Origin of the sequence: Aeromonas sp. D3 (genome assembly GCF_027705025.1) — a bacterium.
Lineage (GTDB): Bacteria > Pseudomonadota > Gammaproteobacteria > Enterobacterales > Aeromonadaceae > Aeromonas > Aeromonas salmonicida.
Map to the genome: position 1 here is coordinate 55,061 of NZ_JAPDBE010000025.1, position 14,444 is coordinate 69,504.

The window sequence follows — 14,444 nt, forward strand, 5'->3', positions numbered from 1 at the left end:
AGGCAGTTAGTTTGCGAAAATCACGACAAATGTCGAGTAAAAAATCAGGCAAATGGCCTGTGAGACGCATCCCTGAAGGGTTGGGATGGGCGAGGGGAGCCGAGCGGTTGAAAACTGTGCTGCCCGGGTCTGTCTGCCATTCTGGTCAAACCACTTTGATGCCGTATCCCAATAGAAGAAGGCTGCCATGGCAGCCTTCTTGCTCGTTGCTTATCCCGCTTGTTCGTTCGCGTCATCGACGGGGGCATCATCCGGGTGGGCCGGCGGCCAGCCACCCAGGCTCTTCCAGCGGTTGACAATATGACAGAACAGCTCTGTGGTGCGTTCTGTGTCATAGAGGGCCGAGTGCGCCTCTTTATTGTCAAACGGGATGCGAGCGCTCTGGCACGCCTTGGCCAGCACTGTCTGACCCAGGGCCAGGCCGGAGAGGGCGGCAGTATCGAAGGTGGCAAACGGATGGAACGGATTGCGCTTGAGGCCGGCCCGCTCGGCAGCAGCCATGACGAAGCCATGATCGAAGGTGGCGTTGTGGGCCACTATGATGGCGCGGTTGCAGTCGCTCTCCTTCATCCCTTTGCGAATGCCCTTGAAAATCTCGGTCAGCGCCTCTTTCTCGCTGACGGCGCCGCGCAGCGGATTGAAGGGGTCTATGCCGGTGAACTCCAGCGCCGCCTTTTCCAGGTTGGCGCCTTCGAACGGCTCGACGTGAAAATGAAAGACCTGATCGGGAGCGAGCCAGCCATCCTCATCCATCTTGAGGGTATAGGCGGCTATCTCCAGCAAGGCGTCTGTCCTGGCATTGAACCCGGCGGTTTCAACATCGATGACGACGGGGTAAAAGCCACGAAAACGGCCCTTGAGAGTGTGTACAGCGTCGGTCATGGTATCTCGGTCGGCGTGAAATGAGGCGGCATTATGGCAAAAAAGCCAGCCTTTGTCCCCCATCAGCAGCCATGAGACGGACGTCAGATTCTATTCTCGGCACTCGTGCTTATAATTGACCACTTCAACAATGGAATGGGGAGAGGGGATGAACAAGCTGGGATTGGCACACAAGATGTTGCTGGTGGTCTGCCTGCCACTGCTGGCCTTGCTGTTTTTTTCTGGCCGATACGTGTATGAGCGTTATCAGGTCGAACAGGAGATGAGCCAGGCACAAGCGGCACTCTATGTCGTGCGGGAGGCGGCGCAACTGGCCCACGAGCTGCAAAAGGAGCGCGGCATGTCGGCAGGTTTCCTGGGCTCTGGTGGCAACAAGTTTCGCGACGCCCTGCCTGCCCAGCGCAAGCTGGTCGATACCCTGCTGGTCCGTTTTCACGAGGATCCCGCCTTGCTGGCGTTGGGAGAGGTACAACAGGCGCTGACCGGGCTCACCGCCATGCGTGAGCGGGTCGGCGCGCTGGGGGTTGAAGTGGCTGAGCAGGTTGGCTTTTACAGCCGTCTTATCAGCCAGCTGCTGGCCGTGGTGGACCAGGTCAGTCTCAACAGTCAGGATGCCACCATAGCGCTGCAGACCAATGCCTACGCCGCCTTCTTGCAGAGCAAGGAACGAATGGGGCTGGAGCGGGCTACCCTGAGCAATGTGTTCGGCCGTGACCACTTTACCCCTGCGCTGTTGCAGCAATTTATCTCCCTGCTGGCGGCCCAGAATACCTATCTCGAGCGTTTCCAGGCGGTGGCGAGCCCGTCACAACGTCAACTGCTGGCCGACAGCCTGGCCTCTCCCGTGGTAGCCAAGGTCGCCGCCATGGAGCAACTGGCGCTGGACAAAGCCACCACAGGCGGCTTCGGGGTCGATGCCGAAGCCTGGTTTGCCTTGAGTACCGACAAGATAGGTCTGCTCAAGGAGAGCGAAGATCGCCTTTATCAGCAGTTGTTCGAGCGGGTCGAGCAGATGCGGGCAAAGAGTGCCAGCGACTTCTGGTGGGCGGCGCTCGGTGTGCTGCTGTGCGTTGCGTTGACCACCTTCGTTTGCTGGCGGGTGGTGCGAGATCTGCACCTGGGTTTTATGGCGTTGCACCAGACCTTCAAACGGCTGGTACAGGAGAATGATCTGACGGTGCGGGTCAACTGGCGGTCCGGTGACGAACTGGGCGCCCTGGCGCAGGATCTGAACCATTTCCTCGCGCACCTTGAGGGGCTGTTGCTGGCGGTACGCCGCTCCTGCGAGGTGCTGGCCCGCAGCGCCGCCACCTCGGCAGGCGTGATCGCCGAGGTGAATGCTGGCGTCGTCAAAGGTTTCGGTCAGGTGGATCTGGTGGCGACGGCAGCCACCGAGATGGCTTCGACGGTGGCCGAGATTGCGCGCAATGCAACCCAGACGTCGCTGGCGACCCAGCAGGCTATCGGACGTGCCCGTCAGGGCGACAAGGAGGTGGATCAGACCATAGACGCCATCCAGCTGGTGGCGGGCACCCTGGCCAACACCCAGCAACTGGTGGATAGCTTGTATCAGGATACAGAGTCGGTCGGCGAGGCGCTTAATCTCATCAAGCAGATCTCGGATCGCACCAATCTGCTTGCCCTCAATGCAGCCATAGAGGCTGCCCGGGCCGGTGAATCTGGTCGTGGTTTTGCCGTGGTGGCGGAAGAGGTGAGGGCACTGGCCTCTCGCACTCAGCAGGCGGCAGAGGACATAGATCGGATGTTGTCCCGATTGCGTCAGGGCGCGGATCAGGCGGTCACGGCCATGCATCTGGGCACTGAGCAGGCGGGTTTGAGCGTGACCGAGGCCAAGCGGGCGGGGAGCGAGCTGAGCGACATAGTGAGCGAGGTGCGCAAGGTGAGTGACATGACTGCCCAGGTGGCCACCGCGACGGAGGAGCAGCGCTACGTCACTGACGATATCCAGCACAATGTGATGACCATACGCGAGGTGTACGAAGCTCATCGCCTGCACTCTGAAACCTTGCAGCAAAACAGCGCCGAGCTGGATCTGCTGGCTCGCGAGCTGGCGGGTCGCATTGCCAGCTTCAAGCTGATGGATCGTCCTGCCCCCCACTGAGTGCTTTGCCCTAAAGCTTGCCCTGCCCCTGCCGATACCTAACATGAGATCGTGTGGAGGGCAGGCACTTGAACGCTTGGATAGTCGGGTTGGTCAGCATATCAGTGAGTATGCAATTACAGGCGGGGGTTACCGAGTTTGGTGCCGGCCTGGATCAATCCGTCTGGCGTTTGACCTCGGATACGCAAGTGGAGTGCCGCCTCGAACACCCTATTCCCAACTGGGGGACGGGCGCCTTCGTCAGCCGCGCCGGTCGCAAGATCAATCTGGATTTCGAACTCAAGGGGCTGCGACAGCAAGCCCAGACCCAGACGGTGAGTCTGGGGATCATGCCGCCACTCTGGCGTCCCGGTGTTGCCGGGCGGGAAGTGAGCCAGTTGCGCTTTTACCAGCAGTTTGATGGTCTGGTGGAGGGGCAGACCGCCTGGACCATGCTCGATGAGCTGGAGGGTGGGCGCATGCCAACCTTCCAGTATCGTGACTGGTACCGCCAGAACCGGCCGGTGCGGGTCTCCCTCTCCTCCGTCAACTTTCGGGTCAAGTACCAGGCCTTTGTGGATTGCCTGAGTGGATTGCTGCCCTATAGCTTCAATGACATCGCCTTCAGCGTGCTCTCCTATGACAAGAACAGCGATCAGCTGTCACTGGCCTCCCGGCGCAGACTGGCGATGATCGGCGAGTATGTGAAGGTCGACAAGAGCATAGATCTGGTGGTGATCAACGCCTACAGCGACAGCTATGGCGGCCGCTGGCCCAACCAGAAACTCTCCGAGAAGCGGGCCGATGCCATCAAGAAGGTGTTTGTGGATCTGGGGATCGATCCGGGCAAGATCTCGGTGGAAGGGCATGGCGAGAAGCGTCATGTCCGCTCAAATGAAACCGATGACGGTCGCGCCAAGAACCGGCGGGTGGTGATCAATATGGGCCGCAATGGCGCCATCTGATGGCCTGTAGACTGAGATGAAAAAAGAGCGCCGCAGCGCTCTTTTTTATTGGGTTTATTGGGCGTTGCCTGAGGTATTGCCTCAGAAGCTGTCACCCAGGCCACTGCCTGCATCTTTCTTGGCGATCAGTTCAATCTTGTAACCGTCCGGATCTTCCACGAAGGCGATGACAGTGGTACCGCCCTTCACTGGACCTGGCTCGCGGGTGATCTTGGCACCGGCGGCACGCAGGGCATCGCAAGTGGCATAGATGTCGTCCGCTTCCAGCGCAATGTGGCCGTAGGCCGAGCCCAGTTCATACTCGCTGACACCCCAGTTGTAGGTGAGCTCGATGACGGCTTCGTCTTTCTCGTCACCGTAGCCAACGAAGGCCAGGGTGTATTTGTATTCGCTGTTTTCGCTCTTGCGCAAGAGTTTCATACCCAGCACTCGGGTGTAGAAGTCGATGGAGCGTTGCAGATCGCCAACACGCAGCATGGTATGCAGAATTCTCATTGCTCAGTTCTCCGGGTAGATATTTGTACTCACACAAGTCTTGGATGATACAGGAATCGCAGCAGAAGTTTGCGGGCTGTAGCGTACAGCCTGCATGCTGCCTTATTCCTGTGGATAGACTTTTTCTTTGTATTCACACAAGTCTTCGATGATACAGGAGCCGCAGCGCGGTTTGCGAGCCAGACAGGTGTAACGGCCGTGCAGGATCAACCAGTGGTGTACATCCAGCTTGAACTCGGCAGGCACCACTTTCAGCAGTTTCTCTTCCACCTGGTCAACGTTTTTGCCCACCGCGAAGCCGGTGCGATTCGACACCCGAAAGATGTGGGTATCGACGGCGATGGTGGGCCAGCCAAAGGCGGTATTGAGCACCACATTGGCGGTCTTGCGACCCACACCGGGCAGCGCTTCCAGCGCTTCGCGGTTCTCCGGCACCTCGCCGCCATGGCGTTCCAGCAAGATGGCGCACGTCTTGATGACGTTTTCGGCCTTGGTGTTAAACAGGCCTATGGTCTTGATGTACTGTTTCAGCCCATCCACCCCGAGCGCCAGCATGGCGGCCGGGGTATTGGCCACCGGATAGAGCTTGTCGGTGGCCTTGTTGACGCTTACGTCGGTGGCCTGGGCTGACAGCAACACGGCAATCAAGAGCTCGAAGGGCGAGGTGAAGTTGAGCTCTGTGGTGGGATGGGGATTGTTGTCCCGCAGTCGCTCCAGGATCTGCCTGCGTTTCTGGTTGTTCATGGTTTCTCACGTCTCGGATCAGAGCTGGGTGGCGCGCACACCCGCCACCGGCACATTGCTATCGGCAAGGGGGGCGGCTTGCTTGCGATCACGCCAGTCATTGATGGCATTCTTGCCTGCGATCATCAGGCCTAGCCCGATAAAGCCGCCCGGCGGCAGGATCGCCAGCAGCAGGCTGGCATCGGCATGAAACAGCTCGATGCGCAAGGACTTGGCCCAGTCACCCAGCAGCAATTCGGCGCCGTCAAACAGGGTCCCCATGCCAATGATCTCCCGCAGGCCACCCAGCACCAGCAGCACCAGGGTAAAGCCCAGCCCCATCATGAAACCGTCCAGTGCCGCCAGCAGGGGCGGATTCTTGGAGGCATAGGCTTCGGCCCGGCCTATGATGACGCAGTTGGTGACAATCAGGGCGATGAAGATACCGAGCGCCTGATAGAGGCCATAGGTATAGGCATTCATCAGCAGCTGCACGCTGGTGACCAGGGCAGCGATGATCATCACGTAGATGGGAATGCGAATGTCCTTGGGCACCAGGTTGCGCACCAGGGAGATGGCAAGGTTGGAGCTCACCAGCACCACCATGGTGGCCAATCCCAGTCCGAGCGCATTGGTAAAGGTGGAGGAAACTGCCAGGGTAGGGCAGAGCCCCAGCACCTGCACCAGGGAGGGGTTATTCTTCCACAGCCCTTGCAGCATCAGCTCCTTGAGCTCTTCACGACGGCCCTTGCCCTCACTGATCGGGGTCTGGTCATCCAGTGTATGAGAGTGTTCCATTTATCGGCTCCGGCTGAGATGGCATATGGATATGCATAGCACATCAGTCTGTTTCATATGTGTTGGCCCAGGCTTATGGCGTGGGGTCGCACTGAGGGGCATCACGCAGCAACTCAGGGTGCGTTTGCTCCAGCAGCAGCAGGTTTTTCACTGCCTTGACCACGGCGCGGGGGGTGATGGTGGCGCCGGTAAAAGCATCGAATTCGCCGCCATCTTTTTTCACCGCCCAGCTTGCCTCGTTGTCGCGGCTGAGGAACTTGCCGACAAAACTGTCTATCCAGCTCGATTTCTTCAGCTCGATCTTGTCACCCAGGCCCGGCGTCTCGTTGTGGGCCAGCACCCGCACAGCACTGACGCTGCCCTTGGCATCGGTACCGACGATGAGGCGGATGGCCCCACTGTAGCCGTCGGGTGCCACGGTTTCCAGCGCATAACCCGTGGTCTCGCCTTTCAGGGTTGCAGTGTAGAGCGGCATGGCCTGATCGCTGCCCAGATAGGTTTTACTCTGTACCAGCTTGCAACTGGCCACCAGGTCGTTGTCATAGCTTCCCTCTGGCAACAGGGCGGAGAGGGTGCGCAGCTTTTCCAGCTGCTGCTGATGGGCGATCCTGTCGCGGGTCAGCTCGTTGGTCAGCACCACAACGGCGGTGCAGGCCAGGGCAAACAGGGCTAGCGTGACGCCGTTTTTGCGCATGCTCTTTAACATTGGATACTTCCTGAGAGTGAGGTTTGCGCCGGGATCATTTGCGACGAGCTCCATGTCCCCTGAGGCGTGTCAGGCTGTCGTGCCGTGTGGTCACGCAGGGGTGGGTTATCCGCATGATGTTACTCATTTACGACGTGCTCCATGTCCCCTGAGGCGTGTCAGGCTGTCGTGCCGTGTGGTCACGCAGGGGTGGGTTATCCGCATTATGTTACTCATTTGCGACGGGCCCCATAGACCTTGGGGCGTGTCAGGCTGTCGATCAGCGGCACACACAAGTTGGCCAGCAACACGGCAAAGGCGAAGGCATCAGGGTAACCGCCAAAGCGACGGATAAGGTAGACCAGCACGCCGATCAGTACGCCATATACCAGGCGGCCACGGGGCGTGGTGCTGGCGCTGACCGGATCGGTAGCGATGAAGAAGGCCCCCAGCATGGTGGCACCGCTGAACAGATGGAACATGGGGGTGGCGGTGGCATCCGGCGTCATCAGATAACCCAGGGTTGCGGCCAGCAACAAGGAGCCCAGGATGGCACCCGGAATACGCCAGTTGATCACTCTTTGCTGCAGCAGGAACAGGCCGCCCAGCAGGTAACCCAAGTTGACCCAGCTCCAGCCGATGCCGCCCCAGCCCTCGAATACGGCGTGACTCATCACTTCACCCGTGGTGAGCCCCTGATTCAGCCCTGTCTTCAGGGTATCGAGTGGCGTAGCCATGGTGAGGCCATCCACCCCCTGCTTGAGCTGCGCCATGCTGTAGCCATCCAGGCTGAAGCCGGTAAAGATGACGGACGCTGCATCGCCAAAGCCGATGTCATAGGCGCGAATGGTGTCTGGCGGCAACCAGCTGGTCATTTGCACGGGGAAGGAGACCAACAGCAACACATAGGCCACCATGGCCGGGTTGAACAGGTTCTGGCCCAGGCCGCCATAGAGGTGCTTGGCGATGATGATGGCAAAGGCGGTACCCAGTACCAGCATCCACCAGGGCAGCAGGGGGGGCAAAGAGAGGCCAATCAGCACGGCGGTCAGAGCGGCACTGCCATCTATCAGGGCGGGCTTGATGGGGCGGCGGCGCAAGCGAAGCACCAGCGCCTCGGCCCCCAGCGCCGTCACCAGCGCCAGCAGGATCTGGATGAAGGAACCCCAGCCAAAGAACCAGGTCTGGGCCAGCAGGCCTGGCAGGCAAGCCAGGATCACCAGCAACATCAGGGTTTGGGTCTGTTTGCGGTTATGAGCAAACGGCGCACTCGCGATATTGAACATGGATCAGTGGCTCTTGTCTGGCGATGGAGAAGGTGACTGTGCTTGGGGGGGCAGGCCTTGTGCGGCAGCCTCTGCTGCCAGCTTCTTGGCTTTGGCCCGAGCGATGGCGGCGGCAATGGCTGCTTTCTTGGGGTCGACCTCGGCAGTCGCCGGTGCGAATTCGCTTACCGGCTGGGCCTCGTTAGCCGTCGCCTCAGGCTCGGCGACGTTTTCATCCGCCGCTTGAGCTGCTTTTTTTGCTTTGGCGCGTGCGATGGCGGCGGCAATGGCTGCTTTCTTGGGGTCGACCTCGGCGGCAGCCGGCGCGGATTCGCTTACCTGCTGGGCCTCGCTAGCCGTAGCCTCAGGCTCGGCGACGTTTTCATCCGCCGCTTGAGCTGCTTTTTTTGCTTTGGCGCGTGCGATGGCGGCGGCAATGGCTGCTTTCTTGGGGTCGACCTCGGCAGTTGCCGGTGCGGGTTCGCTTACCGGCTCGGCCTCGCTAGCCATAGCCTCAGGCTTGGCGATGTCTTCATCCGCCGCTTGCGCGGCCTTTTTTGCCTTGGCACGGGCGATGGCGGCGGCAATGGCTGCTTTCTTGGGGTCGACCTCGTCAGTCGCCAGTGCGGGTTCGCTTACCGGCTCGGCCTCGCTAGCGATAGCCTCAGGCTGGGCGACGTTTTCATCCGCCGCTTGCGCGGCCTTCTTGGCTTTGGCCCGAGCGATGGCGGCGGCAATGGCTGCCTTTTTGGGATCGACTTCGGCGGCAGCCGGGGCGGATCCGATGGCCGGCTCGGCTTCGACAGCGATAGCCCCGGGCTCGGCGACCTTGTCATCCACAGCTTGCGCGGCCTTCTTGGCCTTGGCACGAGCAAGGGCTGCTGCGATAGCTGCCTTTTTCGGATCCTGCGCCTCTGGCGTTGGCGCAACGACGGCGGCAACGTCAGCAGGTTCACCGCTGCTGGCGGCTTTGGCGGCGCGCCGCGCGAGGGCCTCCTGCTTGCGCGCCTCGCGGGCGGCAATCATGGCGCTGTTGTCTGGCTGCTCGCCAACAGCACTGGCCGTGACTTCCTGCTTGGCTTTGATGCGGGCGAGGGCGGCAGCGACGGGATCTTCCCCTCCACTGGCCGTCATGGCCTGGCGGCGCTGGGCCGCAGCCTCGGCATGGCGGGCTTCTCGGGCCGCTTTTTCCCGCTCGAAGCGGGCCTGCTTGGCCTCGAAACGCTGCTTGGCACGCTCGGCTTTTTCGGCCTCGGCACGGGCCTCGCGAATATCATCCTTGGCAATCTTGTAGTACTGCACCAGAGGGATCTGGCTGGGGCAGACCCAGGCGCAAGCGCCGCACTCGATACAGTCGAACAGGTTGAGCCCTTCGGCCTTGTCGTACTCCTTGGCGCGGCTGTACCAGTAGAGCTCCTGGGGCAGCAAATTGGCCGGGCAGGCATCGGCGCAGGCGCTGCAACGGATGCAGGCTTGTTCGGGACCGGGGGGCGGCAGCTCGGCACGGGTCGGGGAGAGCAGGCAGTTGGTGGCCTTGACCACGGGGACCATGGCGTGGGGCAGGGTGAAGCCCATCATGGGGCCTCCCATGATGACCCTCTGGTCCGCCTCGGGTTGCAGCTCGAAACGCTGCAACAGCCAGCGCACTGGCGTGCCCAGCAGTACCCAGGCATTGCCTGGCTTCTTGAAGGCGTCGCCAGTCAGGGTGACGATGCGGGAGATGAGCGGCTCGCCGTCGATGATGGCGCGCTTGATGGCGAACACGGTTGCCACGTTGAGCACCATGATGCCCATGTCCACCGCCCGCCCACCCTTGGGCACCTGACGGCCGGTAAGCAGCTCTATGGTCTGCTTGGCACCGCCCGAGGGGTACTTGGTCGGCACCGTCTTGACCAGCACGTCCTCATCGGTGGCGTGGCGGGTCAGTTCGGCAATGGCGGCGGGTTTGTTGTCTTCCACCCCTATCAGGGTCAATTTGGGTTTGAGCAGATGCTTGAGCACCCGGATGCCGTCCATGATCTCGTCGGCATACTCCTGCATCAGCCGATCATCTGTGCTGATATAAGGTTCACACTCCAGCCCGTTGACGATCAGGATCTCGGTGAGCTGACCGCGGCCGTCCAGCTTGCTGTGAGTCGGGAACACGGCGCCGCCCAGACCCGCAATGCCGGCCTGCTGGATGCGCTCGAGCAGTTCGCCCCGCTCCAGATTCCAGTAGTCGGGCTTGGCATTGTGCTCACCCCAGGCATCCTCCCCATCCGGCGTCAGGGTGATGCAGAGATCATCGAGACCCGAGGGGTGCGCCACAGTATGGTGGCCGATGGCGGTGATGGTGCCCGAGGTCGAGGCGTGCACGGGCACTATGCGGCCCTTGTCATAGCGGGTAAGGGGCTGACCCTTCTTGACCTTGTCGCCGATCTGCACCAGCAGATCGCCGGCCGGCCCTGCGTGCTGGCGCACCGGTATGATGAGCTGGGGCGGCAGGCCCGCGTCCACCACGGGTGTCAGGCTGGATTGGTGCTTGTTCTCGGGAGGGTGAATGCCGCCGTGAAAATCCCACAGAGTGCCGGCTTTGATGCGTTCGAGCAGATGCTGCATGGTTACTCCGCTGTTTATTCCACTATCTTGACCGGAATGGCGACGCTGGCCAGATCCCATTTCCAGTTGTCGACAGTGGTCGGCACAGGGATCATTTCGATACAGTCGGTCGGGCAGGGATCGACACAGAGATCGCAGCCGGTGCACTCGTCTGTGATGACGGTGTGCATCGCCTTGGTGGCACCGACGATGGCATCGACCGGACAGGCCTGGATGCACTTGGTGCAGCCGATGCATTGATCTTCATGGATGAAGGCGACTTTCTTGACCGGGATGGCGGCCTCGGCACTGCCCAGCGGTTGAGGGTCGACCCCCATCAGGTCGGCTATCTTGCGCATGGTGGCATCGCCACCGGGCACACACTTGTTGATCTGATCGCCATTGGCCAGCGCCTCGGCATAAGGTTTGCAGCCAGGGTAACCGCACTGGCCGCACTGGGTCTGTGGCAACAGGGCGTCAAGCTGATCGACGATGGGATCGGCTTCCACGTGAAACTTGACGGCGGCAAAGCCCAGAATGATTCCGAAGGCAAGGGCCAGCAGGGCCAGTACCAGAACGGCAAAGAGTATGTGAGTCATAGCGCTATATCTTGATAAGGCCGGTAAAGCCCATAAAGGCCAGCGACATCAGGCCGGCGGTGACCATGGCAATCGACACACCGCGAAACGGAGTGGGAACGTCGGCCGCCACCAGGCGTTCACGCATGGCGGCAAACAGTATCAGTACCAGCGAGAAGCCTGCGGCTGCGCCAAATCCGTAGATGATGCTTTGAATGAAGTTGTGACGCTCGTTGATGCTCAGCAGTGCCACCCCCAGCACGGCGCAGTTGGTGGTGATGAGCGGCAGGAAGATGCCCAGCAGGCGATAGAGGGTCGGGCTGCTCTTGCGGATAACCATCTCGGTGAACTGCACTACGACGGCGATCACAAGAATGAAGGCAAGGGTGCGCAGGTAGGCGATGTTCAGCGGGATCAGGATATAGTGTTCCATCAGATAGGAACTGGCGCTGGCCAGCGTCATCACGAAGGTGGTCGCCAGCCCCATGCCGACGGCGGTCTCCAGCTTGCCGGAGACACCCATAAAGGGACACAGGCCGAGAAACTTCACCAGCACGAAGTTGTTAATCAGCACGGTACTGACCAATAAAAGCAGGTACTCAGTCATGGGAGATGGGTTATCCGGTTTGAAGGCGGCGGTATTATCTGATTTTAGGTCTCCTTAAACAACCGCAAGGCCGCATGGTTATTATTCAAATGGCCAATTTCATGGAGGAAATGTGCGCCCTTTACCCATTTTTACCCTGACCCTGGCAATGCTGCTCTGGTCCAGCTCCTTTATCGCCCTCAAGCACGTGCTGGGGATCTGGGGGTTCGGTCAGGTGCTGTTCATGCGCATGAGTGTGGCGGCGCTCTGCTGGCTGCTCTGCTACCGCTATCTGGGCAATTTCACCTATCAAAAGGGGGATTGGCGCTGGCTGGCCCTGATGGGAGGACTGGAGCCCTGCCTTTACTTCCTGCTGGAGGTCAATGCCCTGCGTTACACCAGTGCTGGTCAGGCGGGCATGGTCTGTGCCCTGTTGCCGCTCATCGTGGCCCTGGTGGCCTTTGTGCTGCTCAAGGAGCGGGTCAGTCGCCGCCAGTTGCTGGGCTTTGCCATCGCCATCGTCGGCATTGCCCTGCTGGGGCTGGGTAGCGGCGTGGATGAGTTTGCCCCCAACGCCTTGCTCGGCAACAGTCTGGAGATGGCGGCCATGCTGTGCGCCGCCACCTATTCTGTGGTCTTCAAGAAGCTCTCCAGCCGCTACAGTGTGCTCACCCTGACAGCGCTGCAGGCCTTCGTCGGTACCCTCTTTTTCGCCCCCTTCGCCTTCAGCGAACCCTGGCCCACCGCCTGGGCCTGGCAGGACATGGCGGTCATCGTCTTTCTTGGCGCCTTTGTGACGCTCGGAGCCTACCTGCTCTACAACTGGTCGGTGACCCAGGTCAAGGTGACCCTGGCGGCGGCCTATGTGAACCTCATTCCGGTCTTCACTCTGTTGCTGGCCTATCTGCTGCTCGGTGAAACTTTGACGCCATTGCAATGGCTTGCCTGTGGCGCAGTCCTGCTGGGGATTGCCGTGGGCCAGCTGCCCGTTCGGCGCAAAGTGCGCGAGCCGGTTATCGCCGACAGCTGATCTATCCCGGAGGCTGATCGATGGACTAGAGTCAGCACAGTCAAAGGGCGTGTGTCGCTCATCACCTTGGCCAGGTTTTATCCGGGAGAATGCCGATGAACAGCATGATGTTATTGACCAGGGCACAGGCCTTGTTGGCCCATAATCCCTTTACGCTGGACGATGCCAGGTCGCTGGAAGCACTGGAGGAGGCTGCGGTGGGAGAGGAGGGGCTGCTGATCGCTGAATTGTGGGAGGCAGCCCTGATGCAGGCCGACGAAGCGGCTCGCCATTACATGAAGGGGGAAGGCTGAGTATCGGGTCTGATTATCTCGCCGCTTGTTAATTTTTGGCAGTGGGCCGCCTCTCTTTGCTCGTTTTCCCAGCAGTCCAACACATCAGAGCACCCTAGGGCGGCAAGATGAGGTATCTTATGCCCCGATTTCATCCATTTAACGGTGTCGAGACCCCTCTATGATTATAAAACCCAAGGTTCGCGGCTTTATCTGCACCACCACTCACCCGGTCGGCTGTGAAGCCAATGTTCGACGTCAGATTGCTTACACCCAGGAGCAGGGCATGATTGCCAATGGTCCCAAGCGGGTGCTGGTGATTGGTGCTTCCACCGGTTATGGTCTGGCCTCCCGGATTGCCACTGCCTTCGGTAGCGGTGCTGCCACCATCGGCGTCTTCTTCGAAAAAGCCGGTAGCGAAACCAAGACGGCGACTGCGGGCTGGTATAACTCTGCCGCTTTCGACAAGGCTGCCAAAGAGGCGGGTCTGTATGCGAAAAGTGTCAACGGCGATGCCTTCTCCAATGAATGCCGCGCCAAGGTGATCGAGCTTATCAAGGCCGATCTGGGCCAGATTGACTTGGTCGTCTACTCCCTGGCCTCGCCGGTACGCAAGATGCCGGATACCGGTGAAGTGGTGCGCTCAGCCTTGAAACCCATCGGCGAGACCTACACCACCACCGCCATCGATACCAACAAGGATCAGATCATCACCGCCACCGTCGAGCCGGCGAATGAGGAAGAGATCCAGAACACCATCACCGTCATGGGCGGTCAGGATTGGGAGCTGTGGATGGCGGCCCTGCGCGATGCAGGTGTGCTGGCCGACGGCGCCAAGTCCGTGGCTTACTCCTATATCGGCACCGACCTGACCTGGCCCATCTACTGGCACGGTACCCTGGGTCGCGCCAAGGAAGATCTGGATCGCGCCGCCACCGCCATTCGTGGCGATCTGGCCGCCAAGGGCGGCACCGCTCACGTGGCCGTGCTGAAATCCGTGGTGACCCAGGCCTCTTCTGCCATTCCGGTGATGCCGCTCTACATCTCCATGGCCTTCAAGATCATGAAGGAGAAGGGCATCCACGAAGGTTGCATGGAGCAGGTCTACCGCATGATGCGCACCCGTCTCTATGGGGAAGAGCTGGCGCTGGACGAGCAGGCTCGCATCCGCATGGATGACTGGGAACTGCGTGAAGACGTGCAGCAGACCTGCCGTGATCTCTGGCCTTCCATCACCACCGAGAACCTCTCCGAGTTGACCGACTACACCGGCTACAAGCAGGAGTTCCTGCGCCTGTTCGGTTTCGGTCTGGCCGAGGTGGATTACGAGGCTGATGTGAACCCGGACGTGAAATTCGACGTGGTTGAGCTCTGAGTCTGACTCAGGTGAAAACAGGGCCCTGCGGGGCCTAATGCCAGTCAGTTAAGCCTGACTGGCATTGTTTTTATTGGCTTTTTTTACACTGTATTTCTGTGGCCTTGGCTTC

At 60.2% G+C, this 14,444-nt stretch carries 14 protein-coding genes; 5 read left to right on the forward strand and 9 right to left on the reverse strand.

The features are described 5' to 3' along the window. Nucleotides 1–210: 210 nt before the first annotated feature. Nucleotides 211–882, reverse strand: coding sequence for a ribonuclease T (gene rnt / locus OKC28_RS14835; protein WP_005310637.1), 672 nt, complete (start codon nucleotides 880–882; stop codon nucleotides 211–213). A gap of 148 nt (nucleotides 883–1,030) precedes the next feature. On the opposite strand from rnt, the gene OKC28_RS14840 reads away from it, so the two are divergent. Both OKC28_RS14840 and OKC28_RS14845 read left to right on the forward strand, forming a co-directional pair. Beyond that, nucleotides 1,031–3,004 (forward strand): methyl-accepting chemotaxis protein, encoded by a 1,974-nt coding sequence (locus OKC28_RS14840; protein ID WP_125608864.1) that lies wholly within the window; start codon nucleotides 1,031–1,033, stop codon nucleotides 3,002–3,004. A 68-nt stretch (nucleotides 3,005–3,072) separates the two neighbouring features. After that, nucleotides 3,073–3,948 (forward strand): flagellar protein MotY, encoded by an 876-nt coding sequence (locus OKC28_RS14845; RefSeq protein ID WP_034524193.1) that lies wholly within the window; start codon nucleotides 3,073–3,075, stop codon nucleotides 3,946–3,948. An 81-nt stretch (nucleotides 3,949–4,029) separates the two neighbouring features. Here the strand turns inward: OKC28_RS14845 and gloA are convergent, their stop codons facing one another. From gloA to rsxA, 8 genes are all read right to left on the reverse strand, one after another. Next, complete coding sequence (gene gloA, locus OKC28_RS14850; RefSeq protein ID WP_005310643.1) at nucleotides 4,030–4,443, reverse strand: lactoylglutathione lyase; 414 nt, start codon at nucleotides 4,441–4,443, stop codon at nucleotides 4,030–4,032. Nucleotides 4,444–4,545: 102 nt separating this feature from the next. After that, a complete protein-coding gene (gene nth, locus OKC28_RS14855; RefSeq protein ID WP_005310645.1) occupies nucleotides 4,546–5,187 on the reverse strand; it encodes an endonuclease III in 642 nt (213 codons plus the stop codon). Nucleotides 5,188–5,205: 18 nt separating this feature from the next. After that, nucleotides 5,206–5,964 carry an electron transport complex subunit E gene (locus tag OKC28_RS14860; protein WP_270690012.1) on the reverse strand — a complete coding sequence of 253 codons (759 nt, stop codon included), beginning with the start codon at nucleotides 5,962–5,964 and terminating at the stop codon, nucleotides 5,206–5,208. Between the two features lie 73 nt (nucleotides 5,965–6,037). After that, nucleotides 6,038–6,670, reverse strand: coding sequence for an electron transport complex subunit RsxG (gene rsxG / locus OKC28_RS14865; protein WP_021140425.1), 633 nt, complete (start codon nucleotides 6,668–6,670; stop codon nucleotides 6,038–6,040). A 212-nt stretch (nucleotides 6,671–6,882) separates the two neighbouring features. Then, complete coding sequence (gene rsxD, locus OKC28_RS14870; protein ID WP_270690015.1) at nucleotides 6,883–7,935, reverse strand: electron transport complex subunit RsxD; 1,053 nt, start codon at nucleotides 7,933–7,935, stop codon at nucleotides 6,883–6,885. Nucleotides 7,936–7,938: 3 nt separating this feature from the next. Beyond that, nucleotides 7,939–10,512 carry an electron transport complex subunit RsxC gene (rsxC, locus tag OKC28_RS14875; RefSeq protein ID WP_270690017.1) on the reverse strand — a complete coding sequence of 858 codons (2,574 nt, stop codon included), beginning with the start codon at nucleotides 10,510–10,512 and terminating at the stop codon, nucleotides 7,939–7,941. 14 nt (nucleotides 10,513–10,526) lie between these two features. Next, nucleotides 10,527–11,090 carry an electron transport complex subunit RsxB gene (rsxB, locus tag OKC28_RS14880; RefSeq protein WP_017412577.1) on the reverse strand — a complete coding sequence of 188 codons (564 nt, stop codon included), beginning with the start codon at nucleotides 11,088–11,090 and terminating at the stop codon, nucleotides 10,527–10,529. A 4-nt stretch (nucleotides 11,091–11,094) separates the two neighbouring features. Further along, nucleotides 11,095–11,676, reverse strand: coding sequence for an electron transport complex subunit RsxA (gene rsxA / locus OKC28_RS14885; RefSeq protein WP_005310657.1), 582 nt, complete (start codon nucleotides 11,674–11,676; stop codon nucleotides 11,095–11,097). Between the two features lie 112 nt (nucleotides 11,677–11,788). Here rsxA and OKC28_RS14890 point away from each other — a divergent pair, with 112 nt between their 5' ends. The 3 genes from OKC28_RS14890 (at nucleotide 11,789) to fabV (ending at nucleotide 14,332) form a co-directional block, all read left to right on the forward strand. After that, nucleotides 11,789–12,685: a DMT family transporter gene (locus OKC28_RS14890; protein ID WP_234576059.1), complete on the forward strand. Its 897-nt coding sequence runs from the start codon at nucleotides 11,789–11,791 to the stop codon at nucleotides 12,683–12,685. Between the two features lie 95 nt (nucleotides 12,686–12,780). After that, nucleotides 12,781–12,978, forward strand: a complete 198-nt coding sequence (locus OKC28_RS14895) for a hypothetical protein (RefSeq protein WP_270690020.1) — start codon at nucleotides 12,781–12,783, stop codon at nucleotides 12,976–12,978. A 160-nt stretch (nucleotides 12,979–13,138) separates the two neighbouring features. Next, complete coding sequence (gene fabV, locus OKC28_RS14900; RefSeq protein ID WP_021140931.1) at nucleotides 13,139–14,332, forward strand: enoyl-ACP reductase FabV; 1,194 nt, start codon at nucleotides 13,139–13,141, stop codon at nucleotides 14,330–14,332. The last annotated feature ends 112 nt before the right edge of the window (nucleotides 14,333–14,444 follow it).